The organism is Vibrio sp. SCSIO 43136 (assembly GCF_023716565.1).
GTDB lineage: Bacteria > Pseudomonadota > Gammaproteobacteria > Enterobacterales > Vibrionaceae > Vibrio.
The window spans coordinates 1,166,936-1,187,349 of sequence record NZ_CP071848.1 but is presented as its reverse complement, the minus strand read 5'-3'; the positions used below and the strand labels follow the sequence as shown (position 1 = coordinate 1,187,349).

Here is a 20,414-nt window from a genome sequence, read left to right as displayed (position 1 = left end):
TTGTATCAAGACGCATTGAAGATTCCGCCAAATAGCAGTAATACACACTAATAAACACCATCTCATAAACGACAGTTACTATTGTCGATAAAAATATGCATCAATCAAAACAGTAGTGTATGTCCTCAAATAAGGAAGTGATTGAAATTGTGTGGATGGGTGCCTGTCCTTTTTAGAAGTGTTTTTAGAAGTGCTAATTACAAAAAAAGCCTGTGACCATAGGGCACAGGCTTTTCCAAATAAACTTGGTTGCTATTAAGCAAGCTCAGTTTGAAGCCAAGGCCAGCCTTGCTTCTTACGGCTTAGAGTATTTTCCATCATAAGCACACCATCTTTTTCGTGCTTAACCAGCTTCTCTGCCCACTCACCTTTGTAAAGTAGACGAGTTTGCGCTGTAGTGATGTCTGTTAGCATTACTGCTGCAAACGCTAGGCCTTGCTCTTCACAACGCTTATCTAGGTCTGCTTCTAGTGCTTCGATCATGCCATCTACTTGCTCAAGTGTCGCAAGTTCAACTTGACCAACAACAACGTCACGCTCGTTGAATGGGTAAGCTTTAAGATCTTTTTCTACAAGCTCAGCCGCTGATAGACCTTCAATGTTGGTCTTAGCGATCAATAGTGCTTTGATGAAAGCGTCTAGATCTTCAACACCAGCGATAGCAGCTAGCTGCTCTACTGCGTCTTTATCTTTTTGAGTACAAGTTGGCGATGCGAAGCCTACAGTGTCAGATAGGATTGCTGACATCATTAGGATAGCAAGAGGCTTAGTGATCTCAGCTTCTTCCATCTTGAATAAGTTGAACAGGATGGTACAAGTACAGCCAACTGGCCAGATCCAAGCTTCAAGCGGATTCACTGTCATCACATCACCTAGACGGTGGTGGTCAACAATACCTAGGATCTCGGCATCATTGATGTCGTCTGGCGCTTGTGCAAGATCAGTGTAGTCTACAAGCCATACCTTCTCGCCTGCTACGCTAGTGCGTAGTTCAGGTTGGTCCATGCCTGCAGTTTCAAGAATGTGCTGTGTTTCGCGGTTGATTTCGCCTTGACGAATCGCTTTCGCTTCAAGACCACGAGCTTTAAGTAGCTCAGTTGCTACCAATGCGCCACAAATACTATCGCTATCTGGGTTCTTATGACCGACAACTAGAATCATTTTGCTTCCTATACCAATTCAATTTCGGACCGCTCACAGGTCCTATTTCTAAAGACACGCTACTTTACCTGATTTTGACATTTTCTCCAATTGTAAAAAAGCCCGCAGGTCAGTGCGGGCTTTGGCTGTAGCTTCTGTTTAAATACAATTTTTATACAGTAAACGCTGAAGTTTGCTTGCGAAGGTGAGAAGTGAGGCTGCTAATCTTCTGGTTATCTTGAGCGGCATTGGTCGAGCTTTCAATATTTTGCTGAGTGAGCATGTTGATCTCTTCCATTCGAGCAGAGATATCATTAGTCACTGACAGTTGCTCCTGCGCCGCAGTAGAAACTAGTTCGTTGACGTCTGAAATTTCAGACACTTTTTCAGAAATATTATTAAATGAGCGGTATAAGTCACTACCAATCACTTGTGACTCTTTAACTAAGTCGAAGTTGGTACTCATTAACTCATGCGCTTTTTGCGACAGACTTTGCAGTTCGTTGATGCTCGACTGTATGTCCCCGGTAGCATGCTGAGTTTTGCCTGCAAGTGAACGAACCTCATCAGCAACAACCGCAAAACCGCGCCCCGACTCTCCTGCTCGTGCAGCTTCAATAGCGGCGTTGAGTGCAAGTAAATTAGTTTGTTCAGAAACACTAGTGATGACTTCAATCACCGAGCTGATTTTTTCTGAGTGCTCTTTTAATTGATTAACGATATCAACTGAGTCTGTGATTGACTGATTAATACGGTTAGAAATGTCATCAGAGCGCTTAAGAGTTGCCGTACTTTCTTCTACCTCAGACTGAGCTGCTTTTGTTGCAGATTCTGCCTGCATCGCATTGCTGGAGACATCGGCCGCCGTCGCAGATAACTCAGTTGCCGCCGTAGCCACTTGCTCTGTCTGTTGCGACTCTCTTGTTACATTTTCCAAATTACGTTCAAGTACCTTGGATATCTTGTTCTGACTTTCAGACAGCTGAACAATGCTCTCTTGAGTTAATTTGCCCATCAACTCATGAATAGGCTCACGAAAAGCTTTGAGTTTTAGGGCTAATTGAGCAAATTCATCGCGACGCGTTGGATGGCGTTTTAGCCAAGAACAGACTGGACCTTCACGTAAATCAAATGCACATAATTGATCCATATGTACACTAAAGACCTTAAGCGGACGCAACACCATCTGTCCCAATAAATAGATAGCAACTAGAACAAGAATATTCAGGACGATGAAAATTTCAGCCAATACCTCTTTATGCTCAATGACCTCTGGCACAAATATAATGGCTAAATCACATAATAGTGAAACTGAGGCTACACCCCCAATAATATATAAAATCTGTTTAACCGTGAATTTATCTATAATACTTTTCATAAGTTTCTCAATAACATACAAGCTATACGTATTGTATTGAAACTTACCAAGTAGACCGTGGGTAAATTATGGAGTTCGTGAGACTTATCTACAATTGTTCATCACCAAATTTTTTCAAAATGTTTCTATTATTCCATGAGACTCATATTAACGTCCGACTTCGCTCATTTTGTAACATATAATGTTCTAAGTTTTCATTTGATTTATAATAAAAAAGGGACTAGTCAATAGTCCCTTTTATTCTTCAATATTGAGTCAATTAGCTGACCTCTATCGGCCCACCAAAGGCTGTCACTGGCGGTACTTTGCCAGTGAACTTCTCAAAGTCCACCAAACAAGTGTTTGCCGATGTCGCCTGCGCAAGTTCCGAAGACGGAATATCCTGAGTTAGCGTGTTTGGATCGCCGTAAGTATCCAACGCCCCGATTTTCTCATTCATCGGGCCATACCATGCCCCTTCTTCGATACGTACGACACCTGGTGAGTAGCTTTCAGAAACCACGGCACCAGCAAGCAGCTGGCCACGATCGTTAAACACTCGAACCAAATCACCATCTTTGATGCCTTTTGCTTTGGCATCTTGTGGGTTGATGTAGATCGGCTCACGACCTTGTACAGCATAGGTTGCACGGAACTCTTCAGACTCACACATCTGGGAGTGCAGACGCTTGTCAGGGTGACAAGATTGCAACCAGTATGGGTGTTTTTCAGAACCCGGACCGCCGTGAGAGCGCTCAGATTTCTCAAACCACATTGGGTGTTCCTGACAGTGTTCATAACCGTAGCGGCCGATCTTGCGAGAGGTAATCTCAATAAAGCCTGACGGAGTACCCAGTGCATTTAGCTCAGGGTCTTTACGGAAGGCTTCGTGACGAACCCATGGCTTACCCTCACCAAAATCTAGGAAGCCTTGCTCCCAGAATTCATCAAACTCTGGCATGTCGAACTTGCCTTTGTTTGACGCTTTACAGTCGTTGTACAAAGAACGAACCCATTGCATCTCATCCATACCACGGGTGTAGTCAGCAGAACGTCCCCAACGACGTGTAAGCTCCGTCATGATTTCAAAGTCAGTCTTAGACTGGAACATTGGGTCCACCAGCTTATGCATAGCAACCAAACCACGACCAGAGTATGCACCATAGCCGTCGATATCATTACGCTCAAACTGAGTACACGCAGGCAGAACAATGTCTGAGTGGCGACAAGTCGCTGTCCAGGCAAAGTCGATCGCAACAACCGTCTGCAAATTCTTAAATGCTTTACGCATCTTGTTACGGTCTTGATGGTGGTGCCAAGGGTTGTTACCACTGAACACCATCATCTTCACGGCTGGCAACGTGATCTTAGCGCCATTGGCGTTGATCTTCTTGCCTGGTTCAAGCAAACAATCAACCCAGCGCGCCACAGGAATGGTGCGGCTGTAACCATTGAAGTCTTGGTTAGTATGTTTTGGTGACTGTCCTGTATCCACGTTAAGTGGGAACGAACCTGGGGCGCCAAAACCTGTTGATGGTACACCGATACCTGAGTAGTGGTGACCGTAAGAAACACCACCACCTGGTAGACCGATTTGCCCCACCATTGCGGCGATAACAGCGCCCATCCAGTAAGGCTGCTCACCGTGCTCTTGACGTTGAATACACCAGCCAAACAATAGCTGTGTGCGACCATTGACCAGCATGCGAGCAAACTCACGGATCTTGTCAGCGCTCACACCACAGATCTCTGCTGCCCACTCAGGCGTACGTTCAATCTTGTCTTTAGTCTCACCTTGCACGTAGGCAATAAACTCGTCAAAACCTAAACAGTAAGTCTTGATAAACTCTTTGTCATACAGGTCTTCGTTATAAAGCGTATGCGCAACCGCCAACATGAACGCCACGTCGGTTTGTGGGTTGATGTATAGATGATCATTTTTCAAATAGCGCTGAGTCTTGTTCTTAACTGGGTCTACAGACAGAACATTGATCTCTTTGTTGGCAACTTTCTCTTTCAGCTTCTCAAGATAAGCAAAAGATTCATGGGTTTCACATGTCCAGCCTACTTGCAGGTTTTTAACGGGATCGTTGGCCCAAAGTACGATGTTGTCACTGTTATCTAGAATGTGCTGCCAAGAAGTACCTTGCGCATACACCTCTGTCGAGCCTAGAACATACGGCAAGATAGTTTGACCCGCACCTGTTGAGTAGTCACCAACTTTCTTCACCGAGTAACCGTGAAGACCAATAGCACGTTGCATATGGTTGTTACAACTGTGGAACTGACCTGTTTGACGCCAGCCTGTTTGACCTGCGTGCAGTGCCCATGGACCATAATCTTTCTGGACACGCTCTAGTTCACGGTAGAACAGATCCAGTGCTTCATCCCATGTCACACGGATAAAACGGTTGTTACCACGAGTCTCAGAAGCGTACTTGTGCTTCTTCAACCAATCTAAGCGCACCATTGGGTAACGCACACGAGATGGGCTGTAAATGATACCCTTGATGCCATTAAGCATATCGGTTGGGTGTTTATCTACCTCAAGCGGCTTAACTTCCTGAACTTTACCCGCATAAACACGGGCGCGGAATGCACCCCAGTGTGAGCCAGAGATCTTCCAAGTGCCTAGACCAATATCGTCTGAGGCTTGAGCCGCTGCTGATGCAAGCAGGCTCGGACCGATAACCGATGCAGCACTCGTCGTTGCTACACCTTTTAGAAAACTTCTTCGTGTAATAGCCATTATTGTTTACTCCATGCAACGACGATTAGTGATGACCTTCAGCGAAATCAGATGAGTGCTTCTGTAGATACTTAAGCACTAGCGCTTCACTGTCGGTGTCAAAGTTTACGAATGCCAGCATACCGTTGAACATGCCAGGCCAAGTGTTTGCGTCGAAGTGCGCTTCATCTGGCTGGGTGTGACAGGTAGAACAGTTGACTTTGTATGCTTCGCTCGCTTTCTCCCAAATAGGGCTAACGTCTTCAAGCATGGACTCTTGCTTCATCCAAACTTTTACGGCAACTTTTTCCCAAGGAAGACCCGTCAGGTCATCAACTTTCTTCTCACCTTTAGTGACCACGTCATCGCTCAGTGCCGCTTCTTTTAGCAATGAACCCATTGCGATGTTCATACCGAAATCTTCTTGGATTACTCGACCAAAACCTTTCGCCTTACGCCAGCCATCGATTTCGATTTGCATCATGTCGCCCTTGACATCAAGGACAGTCACTTCAGACGCAGGGTTTAGAAGGCCTGCTTCTGTTTCTGCTTTTTCTGAGAAGTACACAGGTAGATGACGAACACTCACTAGTTTTGAACCTGCGTTATACGAAGTATTGGTTGCTAGCGCTTCTAGGTCGCCCACGATACCGCCAATGCTGTCCATTCCTGCAGGAAGGTTGTGTGCGATACCTTTGTGACAATCTAAGCAGCTCTGATCTTTCTCTGCCGCTTGTTTCATCTGAATACGAGCCGTTGGTGACATCAGTTCGAAGTCCATCGATTCGTAGTTATGACAGTTTTTACACTCAAGAGAGCCATTGGCCGAGAATCGATCCCACTCATGCTTTGCTAGCTCAAGACGACGAGCTTCAAACGCACCCGGTTCGTCATAGTTACCAAAGATCTGAGCAAATACCTCTTTAGATGCCTGCATCTTACGAGCGATTTTGTCTGTCCAGTTATGAGGTACGTGACAATCAGGACAAGTTGCACGTACACCAGAATGGTTTTTCCAGTGCACGGTGTGCTGCAATTCTTGATACACGTTGTCTCGCATGGTGTGACAGCTAACACAGAACTCTTCGGTGTTAGTCGCCTCTAAAGCGGTGTTAAAGCCACCCCAAAAAATTACGCCTGCCACAAAACCGCCAAGAGTTAGTACACCCAAGCTGATGTGTACTGCAGGGCGAGTCATGGTGCGCCATAGTTTTAGTAAATAAGATTTCATAGTGGTGTTCTCTTACAAAAAGTTTGCTTAAAAGTTTTGGTGTGGATTAACCGTGTGCACCAGGGGGCCCCATGAAGAACACTTGAAGCATCCACACGATAAATCCATACCCACCGACCAATGCGACGCTCAGCACCGGGAAGAGAACAACAGCGATAATCAAAAATGACTTCCACTCTAACGAGCGAGTCTCCTGCGTTTCGACTTTGTTAACATTACTCATACATTTGCCTACCAATGAAGTGATAATTTTTCTCGCATCTCGTCTTTCAACCAAATGCACTCACATTCTGTATTGATAAATTTTAGAACAACACGATTGATAGCAGCAATGAATAACAGGGCTCTATCCCTTGTTATACAACACTTTTTTGAGCTAAAACGGAGTTGTATTTAATTAACATTTTTTATGAAAACTTATGTACAGATATGACAATTTAATTTCTTTACATACATGTTAACCATGTAGCTTTCTCGTTAATCATAGACCATCTCATACCTAAAACGAGGTAGAAATTTGAGGCAATTATAGTGAAATTTTTGACTCACCAGTCACATCACAATGAGCAGAATGTTAAGCAAGTGTAAACACTAGACATGCTAAAATCGCTTTGAGATCGGGCATTTGTTACCCACTAGATGACCACATCCATCAAGTGACACCAGACGCCAAAACCCATCATTTATTAGGCTAAACCTAATAATAAATTAGATATTACCCTTCTTATTTTTCCTAATTTACACCGCTATTGTTATTTTCATCGACTTCGAGCCACAACCAACTGAAGGGACCAAACCAATGAACAAACGAACCCTATTGACTGTTTTATTCACCTCTTCACTGTTATCTAGCTTAATCAGCCCAGCTCACTCAGAGGAGACAGCCATGGGCATGCTCGGCGACGCCACCCAAATTAATAACGAAGCCTTGTGGCCAAAACCACAAAATCCAGTGGCTCAAGGTTCTGAAAATAGCGAAGCGCTCAAAGTGGTACAGGGCTTCTTTACCGCCTACGGGCAGGGAGATATGGATGCGCTCAAGCAGTTTGTCGCTGAAGATGTGGAATGGCATATCCCGGGTCGCCATGCGCTGGCTGGCACCAAACGAGGGATCGAAGAATTTACCGACTTTTTTGCAAAGCTTGGTCAAGCTGGATTCAAAGCAGAAGTGATGATCCTTGCAGCGAATGATACTTATGTCATCGATGCCCATCGCGGATACAGTACTAGCGCAGACCAAAATATCGATATCAATTGGATCCTTCTTTACCAAATAAAAGATGGAAAGATCCAAAGAGTGCAAAACTTTTCGGGAGATTTGTACAGCTCAGATGCCTTCTTCGATGAATTTTTTGCAAACTAACCTATGAGTGTATCGGCCTCATTCTCTTTTCAAAACGAGAATGAGGTCAGGTTCCAACAGCGCCCCGCCTGCTCCTCGCTAGAAAACAGCACGAATCCAGTCTGCTACGGGGATCACAACCCTGTCATTAATTCTCTATTTGCGATTGATAAACGATAGATTCCAAGTCAAACTATATGCACACACCACCCTCAATGTTACCGGAATTGCGATGATTGCTATTCATCCTTAGTCAAATCTCTCAAGGAATAATTCGAAGACGAACGCTAACGATACCTTCGAGTAAAGTACTGGACGCAGCTTTTAACTCGAGCCTGTGCCCTTTCTGGTTAGCAACGAAAAAATTAAGATAACGCTAATAAAGGATTACCATGGCACCAAAGAACCCTACCACTCACTCTCTTGCCCACGAACTAACTAGCCTATTCATGAGTGAGTCAACACGAGATGACATCGATGTTGGTGTTTACGCCATTTTGAAATCGGCTCTTGCCAATCTTGAGCCAGAGAAAATCAGTCAGCTACTTCAGATGAACCTTAGTGAGCGTAAGCAACTGCTTGACGATTGCGTGACGATTGATCTAAAACTTGACGGTTTTTTACAGCAAGCTTGATTTGTGTTTTCGCAATGAACAGATAATATAAACCTCTACGCCAGTAGTTTTTTACAATAGCTTAGGTATTTGTTTATGCTACTTAAGCTATTGTTATCCCATGCATTGTCCTTGGCGTGACAACCCCTGCCACCACTTTGCACACGTAGAGGACATTTCGATGCAACAAGCCATAGACATTAGTTGGCCCCTACTACTGCTCTTTAGCTTTACCTTGCTCATCCCGATTGGTATCGGTACCCACTACCGCCTTGGCATCAACAAAGATATTCTCATTGGTGCGCTGCGCATGACGCTGCAATTGCTGTGTGTTGGTGTGTACTTGGAATACCTGTTCACCACCGACAACATGTGGCTAAATTTACTTTGGGTCGCCTTGATGATCGCAATTGGCGCTAGTGCCATTCTCGATAAAGCGAAAGTACCCAAAACGCTGTTGTTCATACCTGTCAGCATTGGGCTACTGTTAGGGTTGGCTCCGATGATTTTGCTACTGTGCTGGGTTGTGGTCAAACCAACACCTATGTTTGGCGCTCAATACGTTATCCCTCTGTGTGGCATGCTGCTCGGGAACAGTTTAAGCGGCAATATTGTCGCCCTACAAAACTTATTTAGTGCCTTTGAACAGCGAAAGCCTGAGTATGAAGCGGCGATCAGCCTAGGAGCTAGTATTGACTTTGCCACCTTGCCTTTTGTTCGTGATGCGATGCAAAAAGCGCTCGCTCCCATTTTGGCGTCGATGGCAACCACCGGGCTGGTAACATTGCCAGGCATGATGACTGGACAAATATTAGGTGGTACTAGCCCACTCATTGCCATTAAATATCAATTAGTCATCATGATCGCAATTTTGGTAATGATGTCGCTCTCGATAATGACCGCCTTACGCCTTAGTATCAGAAAAGCAATCACACCAGAGGGGCGAGTGAAAGTTTCGCTAAAACCCCAGTAAAGTTCATTTTTTGACCGCTGCCATTTTTTTCATCCGCAAAAGTGCAAACGACGGTATTATTTGATTCACCTCACAATTCATCACCGCATTAAAACCAAAATACTTATTAAATATCAATAAGATAAATAAATATCACATTCGAGGGGCTTTCTATAAATCAGCAAGAAAATCCAATATTTTCGCTTGTAAAGTTTATAAATCTGCCGCTAGACACTATCACTTATGGGCTTTTTAGAGCTGTTAACCTACTTATCCACAGAAATTGTGGATAACCGTACCTAAGTGAATAGATTGTTCATTTGACTCAGTTTTACCAAAAATCTGTCATCAAAAGGTCATCTCTCTCACCTAAATTTTGCAAGGTCAGTGGATAGTTAAACAAGGAAAGTTGACATGGAAAACCCGAGCATTGATGTTATGGCTTCGGCTTTAGTATTGAACACGGAAGAGACAAGAGATTGGCTAAAGGCTTGTCCGGAGAACCTAGGCGGTGACCTTAGTGATTTTCAAACCGCATACAGCATAGACACTGCCGCATTTTGGACCCAACATTGACCCAAGTAAAAAGGGGCGCTAGATATCTCTAGCGCCCCTTTTTATTGCAATTTATTTGTTATCGTCGCGCAAATAAATCAACCAGTACCACATACCAACAAACACACCGCCACCAATAATGTTGCCTAGCGTCACAGGAAACAAGTTGTGTGTAAGAAACTCGTACATATTGAGATCGGTATAATCGGCTGGATTTGCACCCGTCATTGCCCAAAACTCAGGTGATGCAAAATTCTTGATACCGATAGCCATTGGCACTTGAAACATATTAGCAATACAGTGCTCAAAACCTGCTGAAACGAACATCGCCACTGGCAAAATTAGAACAACAATTTTGTCCATCAAGGTACGCCCGCTGAACGTCATCCAAACAGCAATACAAACCAGCACATTACACATAATGCCGAGTGCAACGGCTTGGCCAAAATCGTGATGTACTTTGTGGCGGGCAATCTCAATCGTATTAATACCGACTTCACCGCCAGCAAACGTGTACTGCTTAGCCACCAGCATCAATGCTACTAGCCCTAACGCACCAACTAAGTTACCTGCGTAAACGACTACCCAGTTTTTAAACAGCGCTCGCCAAGTAATTTTTCCGCTCGCACGAGCAACCAAGGTAAGTACTGAACTGGTAAACAGTTCACCACCAGTGATAATAACCAGTACCAAGCCAAGGCTAAACGCTAGACCACCAATAAAGCGAGTAAGCCCCCAAGGCAAATCGCCTGCACCAGTAGTAATAGTGGTGTAAAACAAAAAAGCGATACCGATATGGATGCCTGCTGAGATCGCTAGCAGGAAAGACTTCATTGGGTCTTTCGTCGCTTTATATACGCCGAGTTGTGCAGCGCGTTCTGCCATTTGTGGTGGCAGTAAACAGTCAAATTGGGTGGTGTTCATGGCTATTGACACAGTTAAAAATAAAACAGGATGCGGATGATCGTCCTATTCCATACAGATTTCAAGGAAATATTCGGTCATTACTTAAAATAATCTCGGAAATACCGAAAACAATAAATCTTACCAATAGTGACCCTCCAATAATTCAGTAGAAGGATTACTGAAACGCTGTTTTTTCATCCAAAATAATCACAGCTAACACTTCATAAACACTACACTTGTAAGGTTTGAGAGTCGTGACGTAATGTGGTTGAAGATTAAGACACAAGGAAAAAATTATGAAGTTTGACCAAAACCTGATGGCAGAACTAAACCTACTACTGCAATTTGATATCAGCAGTGCGGCAACAGGCATCAAAGTTCATCACGAAGCAGAGCAATCCACTCAAGATGCCGTCAAGCGCCTCTATGAAAAAGGCTTATGTACTCAACCTGACGGTGGCTACCTGACAGATGAGGGCATTGAGATGGCTGAGCATGCAGACAAACTACTACGAGTTCTGAGCGCCTAATCGATGCGTATCGCCATCATAGGGGCGGGTTGGCTAGGTCTACCGCTTGCACAAGATCTAGCCAATGGGGGTCATACCGTATTCGCCAGTAAGCAGACAGAAGAAGGTGCCATCAGTATCACTACGCCTCATCTGTTTGGCTTTGCCTGCCCTTTGCCTGAAACATACGATGCTTCGTTTGCAAGCCAGCTCGCCATGCAACTTAAAGAGTGGAATATCGAAGCCGTTGTCGGTGCGTTTCCACCTGGTTTTCGCCGTAACCAAGGCAGCAACTATCAGTTCCAGTGGCAAACATTAGTTAAGGCCTGTGTGGAGGCCAAGATATCTAAATTGGTAATGGTCAGTGCAACCAGCGTCTATCCATCTGGTGAAGGTGTAATGCGAGAAGAGCAGGCTTCACTAACGCTAGCGCAAACAGAAACAGAGTTCTCAGACAAAGCCAAAATACTGCTGCAAGCTGAACAGCACGTGATAGATTCAGGTATCAAATTCGCCATCATTAGAGCCAGTGGTTTGTATGGTAGTGATCGACACCCATCGCGTTTTGTTGCCAAGCTCTCCTCCATAAGTGAAAAAGCACCTGCCAACATGCTGCACAAGCTCGATGCAATTGGAGTGTGTCATTGGGCACTTGAAAATATCGACAACCGTGTCGTGAATGCCACCTCCCCATCTACCACCAACAAAGCAGAATTCTATCGTCAGGCACTGATAAGCCGAAATATCGACCAAGCACTTCCCGAGGTCAATCAAACCCCCGATAAAACCATCAGTAGCGACCTCCTACTCTCATTGGGATATGAGTTCAAAATTGAACATACTGTTGATGGTTTTTATTTATAATTGGCTGAATTCTCGCTAGATAACTGGTTAATTTATAAGTTACTATCTTTTGAGTTATGTTTTTGACAGGCAAAGGTAATGGACGAGTTCAAAGCATCCGTAGATATTCTATTATCAAATCAGCTATTTCTCAGTGTACTGCTGGTACTGATCATTGCCCTCACCCGCCAAGTTGCTATCTCCTTGATCCGAGGCGATGTTAACTTTTTAAGCCAAGATCAGCGCAGTTGGATATCTCGTACAAAAAATGGCACCTTTGCTTTGGCCGTCATTTTACTTTTCACCATCTGGAACGACGAGATCCGCGAGTTCGCACTGTCACTGACGGCCATCGCCGTGGCAGTAGTAGTGGCATCAAAAGAGATTATTTTGTGTATCACCGGCTCGATTCAGCGCGCCAGCACACGCTCATTTCGCATAGGTGACTGGATTGAAGTGGGCAACGTCTGTGGCGAGGTCATCGATCACAATCTAATGGCTACTGTGGTACAAGAAATCGACCTACATCATGGTCGCTACCACTACACTGGCAAAACTGCGACCCTGCCTAACAGCATGTTTTTTACCACTCCAGTGAAAAACCTTAACTTCATGAAGCGTTACGTCTACCACAGCTTTGACATAACAGTGCCAAGCTTTCAAAACCTCTACCCGTTGCTCCCTTCTATGCTGGCTAAAATTGATGATCACTGCGAAGACTTCATTGATATAGCTAAGCGTTACAACGTAGTGATCGAGCGTCATGCGGGTGTGGACTTACCCGGCGCAGAACCGCATATTGATATCGCAACTACGGACACCGGAGAGCAAGTGGTGCACTTTATGATTTTTTGCCCAACTGAGCGAGCGGCAGAATTAGAACAGCTTATCCGAGAAGACTTCATGATGATGTATCAAAGCCGTTTAATTAAGAATGACAGTTAAAAAGAAGCACCTCAAAAGAGGTGCTTACTAAAATGCATCGATAAGGATTAACCAAAGTGAAGAGAAAGGTTTAGGTTAATTGAATCAGCGTTAACTTTATCAAAAGTGTAGTTGTCGTAAGAAACGCCCAAAGCAAAAGTCTGCCCCATGAATACGTCCATACCTACACCATACATAAAGTCGGTACCACTGCTCTTGCGAGTCGAGTTCTGATCTTTATCTGCACCACTTTTGTATTCCGCATTCCAACTGTTCAAACCTACTTTACCCCAGAACTGGAATGGGCCTGCCATATAGTAAGGTTTTGCCGCCAAGATAAATGAGCCCGTTGCGCCTAGGTAATCGTCTGGTTGCTTGTTATCTTCATCTTCCATTTTACCTGCTGCTGTTCCGCGAAAAGCAACTTCAAAACCCACGTTTGGGACAAGTGCGTTGGTGCCAAACGTTGCGTGAGCGCCAACATTCGTGTTGTCACTGCTTAGGCCTCCCGCACCTAGACCACCAGAAACATAAACTACTGAATTGGCGTTAGCGAAGCTAGCTGCAACTAGTAGAGGTAAAGCGAACAAGAACTTTTTCATTTTATATCCAATCATTATTTAGTTAGCTGACTCAATCCCTCGTTAAATAAAGCGACAATAATTCACTAAGAGCCTAGCGACATAGTCTCTAACCCTGCTCTGCGCAAATAGTATTACATTAAACAAATAACTGTCAGCTACTTTTTTGTAAATTTTATGCAAATAAATAATAAAAAAGCACCAAGCCATTTGTTTACTTGATGCTTTTTTTTAGATCGGATTAATAGAAGAATTTACATTACTTCTTCAATCAACTTCTCTGATGAAGGCTTGTCTACGTTACCAAAGCCTTTCAAACCAACCACATGCACATGCTCGTGGTCTTTAAAGACTTTACGTACCAATTTATAAGTCGTGCCTTTCTCTGGGCTGATGTTCTCTGGTGCGGCGATAAGAAGTTGCATATCAAGACGATCACAAAGCTCGAATAGTGTCGAGATAGACTTAGCATCCAGACGCGCAGCCTCATCCAAGAACAGTAAGCGACATGGCAAGATATCCTTGCTGCGCAGACGACGAGACTCTTCTTCCCAGCTTTGAACCACCATCAATAAGATTGACTGACCGGTACCGATCGCCTCACCCGTTGATAGCGCACCCGACTCTGCTTGTAGCCAACCATCGGAACCACGGTTCACCTCTACGCTTAGTTCTAGGTAGTTACGGTAATCCAGTAGCTCTTCACCCAGTACCTGCGGAGAACGTTGACCCATATCGATATGTGGGTTTACACGTTGGAACAGCTTCGCCATCGCTTCTGAGAAAGTAAAGCGAGAGGTCTCAAACAGATCTTTGTGCTGCGCTTGTTGCTCAGCAAGGCCTGCTAGCAGAATTTGGTGACTCTCACGCACATTCACGTTTAGGCGTACACCTTTTACCTGACCAAAGCCGATGTTGGATAGGCCTTGGTTTAGCATACGGATACGGTTCTGCTCACGCTGGATGGTTTTCTTGATGATAGCTGCCACTGAGTCAGAGCTGATTGCTAGACGGTGTTCACGTTGCGTTAGCTCTTCGGTTAGGCGAGCTAGCTCTACTTCCATCTCTTCAATCGCTTCAACTGGGTCATCGGTGCGAATGATATCGTGGCGGATACGCTCACGCAGGTGCTGGTATACCGCAATGTAGAACAGAACCTTACGCTCTGGGTATGCGGTATCTTCCGATGCACGTAGCGCATCACGCAGATCTTCGTTGTCAGCCACTGCTAGACGAAGTGCACCTAGTGATTTATCCGACATCGAGCGAAGGTCGTTGGCATCCAAGTACGCTAGTTCGCGACGCATTAAGCGACGCTCAACATCGTTTTCACGTGCTAGGCGTAATACGCTGCACCAACCCGCTTTCGCAGCCACCACGTATTTACGTAACTCGGCATACTCTTTCTGTACCTTCTTCAGACGTTTGACTAGTGACTTAAGCTCTAGCTCCGTTGAGGTAATGGTACGTTCAAGCTCACTCTTACGAGCACGAGAAGTGTGTAGACGCTCGGTTAGCTCATCACGGCGACGAGTCGCGCGCTCTAGCGCAGATTCATCAGCCTGCACGCCAAACTCTTGCAGCTCTTGACGGAATTCCGCCACAGTCTCAGATTTCGCTTGATGCGAACTCTTAAGTGATGCCATTACTTGATTGTATTGGCTTAGCTGCGCTTGTGCTTGTTTTAGCGCTTCACGTGATTTACCACGTTGTGCTTCAGCCTGAACCAGTTTCGCTTTTAGCTGCTCGCTTAGCTCACTGCTCTTGTTTAGCAGTTCTACTGAATCTTCGTAGGCAAAGTGGTGACGACGCTCAATTAGATCAGCGAGAGCAAACAGAGTTGCTTTAATGCCTTGTAGATCTTTGTTGGTTTGCTCGTATGCCGCTTTTAGCTCATCAAACTGCTCAGGGTCAGCTTGCAGTGCGTTTTCTGCTTGCGCCAGCTGCTCTGCCTTACGGCCGTGCTGAGAGTAGAAGCTCTTCACTTCTGCGAGTTCCGCAAGCTTTGCTTCTAGCTCATCAAAGCGTTCTTGCAGGGTTTCATCTTCAAGCGCACCAATTTGTGGAGCAATCTTAGCTAGGCTAGTTAGTGCCTGCTTACTTGCTTGAAGCTGCGATGTTTGCTGTTGTGCTTTCGACTCTAGATCGCTTAGCTGACGTGCAATCTGGCTACGCTTATCACGTGCTTTTTGCAGCGCTTGCTCAGGATCGGCTTCAAATGCTACCTGAATGTGCTCAGCCATAAAGGTGTTGAACGCTTGGTATAGACGCTGCAGTTTCTGCGCATCAAAAGAAGCTTTTGCGTGCTGCTCTACCGTTTCGTCACGTTGACCACGCAGTAGCTCTAGACGCTGCTCACGTGCCGCACGACCAAACAGTGGGATCTCAGGGAAGCGTGAGTAACGCATCTGGCGTTCATTTAGCTGCACACATACTGCGCCTTCAAGCTCTTCGGCGTTGAATGAGCTGTCATCAAATGCGTCGATATCACCCTCGATGATGTAGAGATCTTCTGGGCAGTCGTCTAGCTCAACCAACTTCTCTTGGATATCTGTCAGATCAGAAACCACGATAGCGTGACGCGCAGGGCCGTACATCGCACTGAAGTATGGTGCATCGTCGATAGTGATATCATCGTAGATCTCAGAAAGTAGTACCCCACCTAGCGTATCCGCTAGACCTTTAAGGCGTGGATCGTTTGAACCACCAGGAGAGGCTAGGCGCTCAATCTCAGACTCAAGTTCGGCACGCTTCTCAGCCAGCTTATCTTTAGCGATAGATTGAGTACGTTCATCTTCCATCACCTGCTGCATACGGTTCATCACCGCTTGGCTGCTCTCAAGCTCTGATTCACTCTGCTCACGCAGTTTTTCTAGAGCATCGTTGGCTGCAATCCACTTAGGGGCAATCGCTTGGAATTTATTGATCTCAGCGTTTTGATCTTGCTCCGCTCGGCGCAGCTCACTGCGAGATTCACGTAGTGTCTCTTGCTCTACTTCCAGCATCTCAACACGTTCGCTATGACGCTCACGTTCAGTCTCAAGCGTTAGCTCATCAATAAGAGAAACTTGGTGCTGTTTTGCGTAGTCCGCTACCCAAGTGTTTACTTGTTTTTGCTGAGCGACACGACGCTCTAGGTCGTTTAGCTGCGAGCGCCACTGGGTTTCGTGTTCTAGCTGCTGCTTGGCATTGTGCGCTTTAGTGATGATCGCTTTTGCGTGTGTTGCAGCGTCTTTACGCTCAACATCACCCACAATCGCTTTCACTAGCGAGAACGCTTGCTCAAACTGCGCTGCAACGGCTGATGAGATATCTAGCTGGTGCTTAGACGCAAGAAGCTGCGCGGTCTTGTCGCTCTCTTGCTGTTTAAGCTCTTCAACCACTTGCTGCGCAGAGTCTTTATCTAGTGAGTCAATACCCGTCGCTACACGTGCTTTTTCCAGCGCTTGCAGTGCTTGCTGGTATTGAAGGGCACGAGTCTGCTGTACATCAAGTGCTTGTTGGTAGTCTGCGAGCTGAGTTTTCAGGCTATCCACTTCTTCTTCAGCGATGCCCGATTGCTCTTCTGCCATCACCACACGCTCTTGAGCCTCTTCCACGACCATGATCTGCTCTTCAAGGCGCTCAGTTAGCTCCTCAAGGTCTTCTTGGTAACGTTCGATCTTCTCTTGCTGACGCAGTGCGTTTTGTACCAGCTGCAGGTGGTCTTGCGCCGCTTGGTGGTCTTGCTCTAGGCCTGATTCACTCTCAACCAGTAGCTCAAGCTCTTCTTGAACACGGTTAAGTAGGTTGTTTTGGCTAACCAGTGTTTCACGCGAACCAAATAGCTCGCCACGCAGTTTCATGGTGGCTTCTAGCTTGGTGCGACGCTCATTGGCGTGGCGCATGTAGTCCGCTGCAACGTAGTTAGTAGACTCGGTGATCAAATGTTTAAACAGGTCACGGTCGGCTTGAGTGGTCTTGATCGCTTCCAGCGTCATGCGGTTTTCACGCAGCGCTGATTCCATATCTTGGAATGCTTTCTTCACCCCGCCGTTTTGTGGCAGAAGGTAGTCACGCAGTGAGCGAGTGATGGCACTTGAGATACCACCGTACAGTGATGCTTCAATCAAACGGTAGAACTTAGAACGGTCGCCGCTGTTGCGCAGTTTCTTCGGTAGTACGCCAAGATCGAACATCTGCGAGTGGTAATCCACGACAGAGTTGAATGCTTTGAACTGAACACCTTCTAGCGAAGCCACGGTTTCCTTCACTTCGTTGATCTGACGAACACGTGCGTGAGTTTCAGAAACTGTTTCCACCAACACATCGGTGGGTTTCATATTACTTGGCAGACCTTGGATAACAAATGGCTTGATATCCACTTTCTTATCACGGCCAGCCACTTGCTGTAGGCGTACGGCAAATAGCACACGTTGGTTACGTGAGTTCACTACATCAAGTGCTGCGTAACATGAACCTGGCTGTAGCTTACCGTACAGGCCTTTATCACGAGAGGCTTGCGAGCTACCCGCTTCAGTGGTGTTTCGGAAGTGAAGTAGGCTCTGATCCGGGATAAGTGCGGTGATAAATGCCGCCATAGTGGTCGACTTACCTGCACCGTTACCGCCAGAAAGCGTGGTCACCAAGTTATCAATGTCAAAGGTACGCGCAAAGAAGCCGTTCCAGTTGACCATGGTCAGTGATTGATACTTACCTCTTTCAATCATTGCTCAGCACCCTCTAGTTGTTCTTCATCTTCAGCATCAAGCAGACTCGCTTGGCTTGGCTCTTGTTGGTGCACTACTGCTTCACCGTCACGGATCAGACGTAGCTGCGCATCACGCACATCGTCGCCAACACGAACATCCGCACCAAAGCGGAATACCGCTTCACTGATACGGAATTTGCCGTTATCACCCACAGGGATAATCATGCCTAGGCGACGCAGACGACGCAGCGAGGTACGTACTTTTTCAAACAGCTTTTCTTTATCAAGGTCAGAGCCGTTAGCACGGTTAGTTGCCAGCTTGATAAGCTTCTTTTCGTCAGCAAGCGACATTAGCTCTTCATACAGCTCTTGGTTGGTAAAGATACCTTCGTGCGCGAGACGCTCTGGGCTTAGGTAAAGGAAACACAGTACTTTACCCACCAGCATATCTAGCTCTGCCAATACGCTACGACCAATCAATGAGGTTGAACGAGGACGCAGGTAGAAAAAGCCTTCCGGCGCTTTTACCAGTTCGGTGTTGTAGCGTTGGTAAAACAGCGCTAGCTCGGTCTCAAAGTCGCTTAGCAATGCGTGATTGTCTAAGTCTTCGCTTGAGATATGGCGACCTGCACGCAGTGCACTATCTAGTGCTGGGAACAGCGGATTTGAGATCGCTTTGGCCAGTTTCTCTGGCATATATTCTTCAGTATTTGTCGATGACATTTGCTTGTACCTTTGCACCAAATTCATTAATCGCTTGCCAATCTGGCTGAATCGCACGGTAGTCGGCTTCTGAGTAGCCGAGACGAACCGCTTGGTCGACAATGATTCTGGCGAGATCGAAATGATGAGTATGTGGATGCTCTGCAAGATAATCCTTCAACACTGAACCAAGGTTAATTGGCGTGCCCTGCTCTTTGTGGGCTTTCAGCATCTCGGCTATTCGCTCCGATAGCTCATCATTTACTTGTTCAAATTCTTCGTATTCCACTTCCATTGGTACTTCACCGGTCACTTCATCGTCACGCAGTACCAAGGCTTCATCACGCAGGTCACGCAAGCGCTCTGCGTCGGCGTAAGTCATTAGCCACGGTGCATCAAAGTACTCTTGAATCGAGGTGCGCAGGCGCTGGCTAAAGGCGCGGTTCTTATCCATATCAATCGCAGTACGGATAAATTTGTGAACATGGCGGTCATAACCGATCCACAGGTCAATCGCTTGCTGACCCCAGCTGACGATACGGTCAAGCTTCATTTGTAGACCGAATAGAGTCTCTTCAACAAACTCAAGCTCAGGCTGACCGTAAACAATCTCTTGGATATCGAGCAGTTGAGTCTGCATCTCATCACCCGCTGCTTGCAATGTATCTTGCAGCTCTTTTAGGGTGTCTGAGGTTTCTGTTAGCAGAGATTCACAGCTGTTGATCGCTTCACGCCAATCTTGGTTTAGCAGCTCAGCAATCTGATCTTTGACTGTCTGCTGCTGCTCATCCATCACACGTTGGTTAAGGTCTATCTGATCGAAGATCTCACCCACCGAGTATTTTAGAACGCCGTAAACGTTTTTCTTCCAATGCGCAGCAGTGCCACCCTCTTGGGCCGCTTTGATCGCTTTCTCCATCTCATCAGCTACTATGGTTAGCTGGATAGATAGGCGCAGTTTGGAGAACTCACGATGACGTACATAGTAATCGGTAATACCAATCGCTAGAGGACTTAGGCGGTAGATACTCGAACCGTCAGTCATCTCGCTGGTAAAACGGCTTAGAAGGCGTTGTTTGACCATCTCATTGATGGCGTTGTTAGCACGGAAAGCAGAAGCTTCACCGGTCTGCTCAAAAAAGCGGGTGACTATTGTGAATGCGTCGTGCAATTCACCTTCGCCTAGCTCTTCATCAAAACGCTCATTACTCAATACAGCAAGGGCGATCAAAAAAGCCAGACGTTCAGTCGATAAGCTCAATGAGAAATCGTGTTGCTTGACCCAACTGACTAACTCGTCAATCGGTTGCTGGGCAACATCTTGTGAAAAATCACTCATT

General features: G+C 45.9%; 17 protein-coding genes. 7 read left to right on the top strand and 10 right to left on the bottom strand.

Annotated features, from left to right (window positions below):
* Positions 1-255 precede the first annotated feature (255 nt).
* The 5 genes from J4N39_RS05575 to torE form a co-directional block, all read right to left on the bottom strand.
* Positions 256-1,161: a manganese-dependent inorganic pyrophosphatase gene (locus J4N39_RS05575; RefSeq protein WP_252022866.1), complete on the bottom strand. Its 906-nt coding sequence runs from the start codon at positions 1,159-1,161 to the stop codon at positions 256-258.
* Between the two features lie 151 nt (positions 1,162-1,312).
* Positions 1,313-2,518, bottom strand: coding sequence for a methyl-accepting chemotaxis protein (locus J4N39_RS05570; RefSeq protein WP_252022864.1), 1,206 nt, complete (start codon positions 2,516-2,518; stop codon positions 1,313-1,315).
* A gap of 259 nt (positions 2,519-2,777) precedes the next feature.
* Entirely contained in the window at positions 2,778-5,246 is a 2,469-nt protein-coding gene (gene torA / locus J4N39_RS05565; protein ID WP_252022863.1) for a trimethylamine-N-oxide reductase TorA, read from the bottom strand.
* Positions 5,247-5,271: 25 nt separating this feature from the next.
* Positions 5,272-6,456, bottom strand: a complete 1,185-nt coding sequence (gene torC, locus J4N39_RS05560) for a pentaheme c-type cytochrome TorC (RefSeq protein WP_252022861.1) — start codon at positions 6,454-6,456, stop codon at positions 5,272-5,274.
* A gap of 46 nt (positions 6,457-6,502) precedes the next feature.
* Positions 6,503-6,679 (bottom strand): trimethylamine N-oxide reductase system protein TorE, encoded by a 177-nt coding sequence (gene torE, locus J4N39_RS05555; protein ID WP_252022860.1) that lies wholly within the window; start codon positions 6,677-6,679, stop codon positions 6,503-6,505.
* Positions 6,680-7,255: 576 nt separating this feature from the next.
* On the opposite strand from torE, the gene J4N39_RS05550 reads away from it, so the two are divergent.
* The 4 genes from J4N39_RS05550 (at position 7,256) to J4N39_RS05535 (ending at position 9,940) form a co-directional block, all read left to right on the top strand.
* Positions 7,256-7,819: a nuclear transport factor 2 family protein gene (locus J4N39_RS05550; protein ID WP_252022858.1), complete on the top strand. Its 564-nt coding sequence runs from the start codon at positions 7,256-7,258 to the stop codon at positions 7,817-7,819.
* Between the two features lie 371 nt (positions 7,820-8,190).
* Complete coding sequence (locus J4N39_RS05545) at positions 8,191-8,433, top strand: hypothetical protein (RefSeq protein ID WP_252022857.1); 243 nt, start codon at positions 8,191-8,193, stop codon at positions 8,431-8,433.
* Between the two features lie 160 nt (positions 8,434-8,593).
* Positions 8,594-9,385, top strand: coding sequence for an ABC transporter permease (locus J4N39_RS05540; RefSeq protein WP_252022855.1), 792 nt, complete (start codon positions 8,594-8,596; stop codon positions 9,383-9,385).
* 393 nt (positions 9,386-9,778) lie between these two features.
* Positions 9,779-9,940, top strand: coding sequence for a hypothetical protein (locus J4N39_RS05535; protein WP_252022853.1), 162 nt, complete (start codon positions 9,779-9,781; stop codon positions 9,938-9,940).
* A gap of 51 nt (positions 9,941-9,991) precedes the next feature.
* On the opposite strand, the gene focA is transcribed toward J4N39_RS05535, so the two are convergent.
* Positions 9,992-10,843 (bottom strand): formate transporter FocA, encoded by an 852-nt coding sequence (gene focA / locus J4N39_RS05530; protein WP_252022851.1) that lies wholly within the window; start codon positions 10,841-10,843, stop codon positions 9,992-9,994.
* 278 nt (positions 10,844-11,121) lie between these two features.
* On the opposite strand from focA, the gene J4N39_RS05525 reads away from it, so the two are divergent.
* The 3 genes from J4N39_RS05525 (at position 11,122) to J4N39_RS05515 (ending at position 13,122) form a co-directional block, all read left to right on the top strand.
* A complete protein-coding gene (locus tag J4N39_RS05525) occupies positions 11,122-11,355 on the top strand; it encodes a TIGR02647 family protein (protein WP_252022849.1) in 234 nt (77 codons plus the stop codon).
* Between the two features lie 3 nt (positions 11,356-11,358).
* Complete coding sequence (locus J4N39_RS05520) at positions 11,359-12,198, top strand: NAD(P)H-binding protein (RefSeq protein ID WP_252022847.1); 840 nt, start codon at positions 11,359-11,361, stop codon at positions 12,196-12,198.
* A gap of 78 nt (positions 12,199-12,276) precedes the next feature.
* Positions 12,277-13,122, top strand: coding sequence for a mechanosensitive ion channel family protein (locus tag J4N39_RS05515; RefSeq protein ID WP_252022845.1), 846 nt, complete (start codon positions 12,277-12,279; stop codon positions 13,120-13,122).
* A gap of 47 nt (positions 13,123-13,169) precedes the next feature.
* On the opposite strand, the gene J4N39_RS05510 is transcribed toward J4N39_RS05515, so the two are convergent.
* From J4N39_RS05510 to mukF, 4 genes are all read right to left on the bottom strand, one after another.
* The gene (locus tag J4N39_RS05510) at positions 13,170-13,703 is read right to left on the bottom strand and encodes an outer membrane beta-barrel protein (protein WP_252022843.1); all 534 of its coding nucleotides are present in this window, start codon (positions 13,701-13,703) and stop codon (positions 13,170-13,172) included.
* A 233-nt stretch (positions 13,704-13,936) separates the two neighbouring features.
* Positions 13,937-18,391 carry a chromosome partition protein MukB gene (gene mukB, locus J4N39_RS05505; protein ID WP_252022841.1) on the bottom strand — a complete coding sequence of 1,485 codons (4,455 nt, stop codon included), beginning with the start codon at positions 18,389-18,391 and terminating at the stop codon, positions 13,937-13,939.
* Positions 18,388-19,095: a chromosome partition protein MukE gene (mukE, locus tag J4N39_RS05500; RefSeq protein WP_252022839.1), complete on the bottom strand. Its 708-nt coding sequence runs from the start codon at positions 19,093-19,095 to the stop codon at positions 18,388-18,390. The genes mukB and mukE overlap by 4 nt, the downstream gene beginning before the upstream one ends.
* Positions 19,076-20,413: a chromosome partition protein MukF gene (gene mukF, locus J4N39_RS05495; protein ID WP_252022837.1), complete on the bottom strand. Its 1,338-nt coding sequence runs from the start codon at positions 20,411-20,413 to the stop codon at positions 19,076-19,078. Before mukF ends, mukE begins: the two co-directional genes overlap by 20 nt.
* Position 20,414 lies beyond the last annotated feature (1 nt).